A 3,428-nucleotide genomic window follows, 5' to 3' on the forward strand; every position below is an offset into this window, starting at 1 on the left:
CTGGCGCCTCCATACGGCGCCTGTCCGGCTCAGCGGCCGATGTTGGCGGGCGGGATCGGCGCTTCGTCGTCGGTGGGGAAGAAGCGCTGGCTCGGAATATTTCGCGGCGTCTGGGCTGGCGCGGGCCCCGAGAGCTGCGCCGGTAGCGGGATCATCACCGGCGCGCCCGGCGCGTTGAGGTCGAGCGGGCCAGGGTCGGCCGCCGTGGCCTTGCGCTTCTTTGGCGTCGGCGTCGGCGCAGGCGCCGGCTTGCCGGGCGGCGACAGCGGGCCAAGGTCGAGGTCGCCCGAATCGGCCGGCGCGTCGGCGACCGTCGGCGCCTCGTGGATGAGTTCGCCGTCGCCTTTACAGTCGGTCAGCCAGAGGTCGTAGACCGGCTGCTCGACGCCGTGCAGGCCAGGGCTGTCGGCGAACATCCAGCCGGTGAAGATGCGGTGGGTGGTGTGGTCCTCCGCCACCTCGTCGACCTCGGCGAAGGCGTCGGTCTGCGGCGCCTCGGTCGGCGGCCGCGAGTAACAGACGCGCGGCGTGATCTGCAGCGAGCCGAACTGCACCGTTTCGCCGAGCGCCGCCTCGAACGAGATGATTCGGCCAGTGATCTTGTCGAGCCCGGAGAAGACCGCGGTCGGATGCTTGATCTTGTCGGCGAGCGCCGGCGCGCTCGCCGTCAGCAGCGTCGCCCCGGCAAGGACCGCGAGGCGCCGGAAACGTCGTTTCATTGTCGGGGGGACCGCTGCATGATGAGGCGCGCGCTCGAATCGCATCAGGCTCACTTGGCGGCAAAGCCGGGCGAAACGAAGGCTTTGCTCAGCCCTCCGGGCGCCAGGCCTGATAATCCCCCGCCGACGCCTGCCGCCGGCCGAGCCCGATGGTCGAGCCCTTGGGCCGAATCGCTGCTCTTGTTCCAGTCGGATTGGCCATGTGCGGCATTTCCCAGGGCTTGGGCCTGTAGTCTTCCTCGCTCGGCGCCACGTCGACGGTGTGGTGCAGCCAGCCGTTCCAGCCCGGCGGCGTCGCCGACGCCTCGCTGAGGCCGTTGTAGATCACCCAGCGCCGCTCGAAGCCCAGCGCAGGGTCAATTTTGCCGCCGCGCGTGCGGTAATAGAGGTTGCCGGCCTCGTCCTCGCCGACCAGCTCGCCATGGCGGCGGGTGTGCCACAGCGTGTTGAGCGTGGCGCCGTTCCACCAGGTGAAGAATCGCAGGAGAAAGAGCTTCATCGCGTTTCCGCAGCCGCCCGAGGGGTTTTTCGCGGCGGACTATGGCGATGGGAAAGGAGCCTGTCCAGCGCGAAAGCCGCGCCTCTGGCAAGCGCAAATTTTCCCCTTGCGGAGCCGCTGCGACTCGTCCGATGCTGTCAAGGCGGTGGGGTGTTTACCCGGCGTTATACATTTTTCTCCACAATATATTGTGTCGGCGGCAGGCGGTTGGCACAAACTGTTGACGCCGCCGTCACAGAGTCGTAATGTTCAGACGTTCTCGGCGAGCGGCGATTTTCCGGCTCCAAGGGGGTCGGAGCGAGCGGCGGCCGGCGCGCGAAAGCGGGTCGGCGACGGGGCGGGGCGCTTGCGGCGCCAGGCTCCGGAACCTTGTGGCGTCGGCGCGCGTAGGGACGTCTGACATTGTCGTTAGGGGGCCGCTGCGGCGGTCGAAGGCGGGCGTGCGCCTGCCGAGCATCGGGGTTTGAGGCCATGCATATCGAGCGGCGGTACACGAAGCCTGAGCAGTCGCCCTACGCAACGATCGCGTTCGAGACCACCAAGAGCGAGATTCGCAACCCCGACGGCTCGGTGGTGTTCTCGCTCGACAAGCTCGAAGTTCCGGCCGGCTGGAGCCAGGTCGCCGCCGACGTGCTGGCGCAGAAGTATTTCCGCAAGGCCGGCGTGCCGGCGCGCCTGAAGCGCGTGGAAGAGAACGGCGCGCCGTCTTTTTTGTGGCGGTCGGTTGCCGATACGGAAGCTCTGGAGTCGCTGCCTAAGGCCGAGCGCTATGGCTCGGAAATCTCGGCCAAGCAGGTGTTCGACCGGCTCGCCGGCGCCTGGACCTATTGGGGCTGGAAGGGCGGCTATTTCGACACGGAGGCCGACGCTCAGGCCTATTTCGACGAGACGCGCTTCATGCTGGCGCGACAGATGGCCGCGCCCAACTCGCCGCAATGGTTCAACACCGGCCTGCACTGGGCCTACGGCATCGATGGGCCGGGGCAGGGCCATTATTACGTCGACTACGCGAGCGGCAAGCTGACCAAGTCCAAATCGGCCTACGAGCACCCGCAGCCGCACGCCTGCTTCATCCAGTCGGTCGCCGACGACCTCGTCAACGAGGGCGGCATCATGGATCTGTGGGTGCGCGAGGCGCGACTGTTCAAATACGGCTCCGGCACCGGCACGAATTTCTCCCGCCTGCGCGGCGAGCACGAGAAGCTCTCCGGCGGCGGCCGCTCGTCCGGCCTGATGAGCTTCCTCAAGATCGGCGATCGCGCCGCCGGCGCGATCAAGTCGGGCGGCACGACGCGGCGCGCCGCCAAGATGGTGGTCGTCGACGTCGACCATCCCGACATCGAGGCCTTCATCGATTGGAAGGTCAAGGAAGAGCAGAAGGTCGCCGCGATGGTCGCCGGCTCGAAGGTGGTCAAGCGCCACCTCAAGGCGATCCTCAAGGCCTGCGTCAATTGCGAAGGGCCCGGTGACGATTGCTTCGCCATCGACAGGAACCCGGCGCTGAAGCGCGAGGTCAAGCTCGCGCGCCGCGACGACGTGCCCGACGGCATGATCAAGCGGGTCATCCAATTCGCCCGCCAGGGCTATCGCGACCTCGAGTTCGACGTCTACGACACCGACTGGGAGTCGGAGGCCTATCTGACCGTCTCCGGCCAGAACTCCAACAATTCGGTGCGCGTCAACGACGCCTTCCTGCACGCGGTCGAGGCCGACGGCGAGTGGAGCCTGACGCGGCGCCTCGACGGCAAGATCCACAAGACGCTGAAGGCCGCCGACCTGTGGGAGAAGATCGGCTTTGCCGCCTGGGCCTCGGCCGACCCCGGCCTGCAGTACCACACGACGATCAACGACTGGCACACCTGCCCGGAATCGGGGCCGATCCGCGCCAGTAATCCGTGCTCGGAATACATGTTCCTCGACGATACGGCCTGCAATCTCGCTTCGCTCAACCTGCTGCCGTTCCGCGACCCCGAGACGCGCATCTTCGACGTCGCCTCCTACGAGCACGCGGTCCGGCTGTGGACGCTGACGCTCGAGATTTCGGTCATGATGGCGCAGTTCCCCTCGAAGGAAATCGCCAAGCTCTCCTACGACTACCGCACGCTCGGCCTCGGCTACGCCAACATCGGCGGCCTGCTGATGAGCTGCGGCATCGCCTATGACAGCGACGAGGGCCGCGCGATCTGCGGCGCGCTCTCCGCCGTCATGAC

General features: G+C 67.0%; 3 protein-coding genes. 1 reads left to right on the top strand and 2 read right to left on the bottom strand.

Going from position 1 to position 3,428, the window contains the following annotated elements:
- Positions 1-29: 29 nt before the first annotated feature.
- Positions 30-719 carry a DUF2155 domain-containing protein gene (locus ABSF49_RS21115; RefSeq protein ID WP_424114600.1) on the bottom strand — a complete coding sequence of 230 codons (690 nt, stop codon included), beginning with the start codon at positions 717-719 and terminating at the stop codon, positions 30-32.
- 88 nt (positions 720-807) lie between these two features.
- Positions 808-1,218 carry an NADH:ubiquinone oxidoreductase subunit NDUFA12 gene (locus ABSF49_RS21120; RefSeq protein WP_424114601.1) on the bottom strand — a complete coding sequence of 137 codons (411 nt, stop codon included), beginning with the start codon at positions 1,216-1,218 and terminating at the stop codon, positions 808-810.
- A gap of 471 nt (positions 1,219-1,689) precedes the next feature.
- Here ABSF49_RS21120 and ABSF49_RS21125 point away from each other — a divergent pair.
- Positions 1,690-3,428, top strand: a 1,739-nt coding sequence (locus ABSF49_RS21125; protein ID WP_490363336.1) for a vitamin B12-dependent ribonucleotide reductase, incomplete at its 3' end; no start/stop codon positions are given.

This window comes from Roseiarcus sp. (genome assembly GCF_049514155.1).
Lineage (GTDB): Bacteria > Pseudomonadota > Alphaproteobacteria > Rhizobiales > Beijerinckiaceae > Roseiarcus.

Bases quoted from the DNA above. Each gene is read 5' to 3' on its own strand.
- ABSF49_RS21120 (WP_424114601.1), bottom strand. From the start codon at position 1,218: ATGAAGCTCTTTCTCCTGCGATTCTTCACCTGGTGGAACGGCGCCACG.
- ABSF49_RS21115 (WP_424114600.1), bottom strand. From the start codon at position 719: ATGAAACGACGTTTCCGGCGCCTCGCGGTCCTTGCCGGGGCGACGCTG.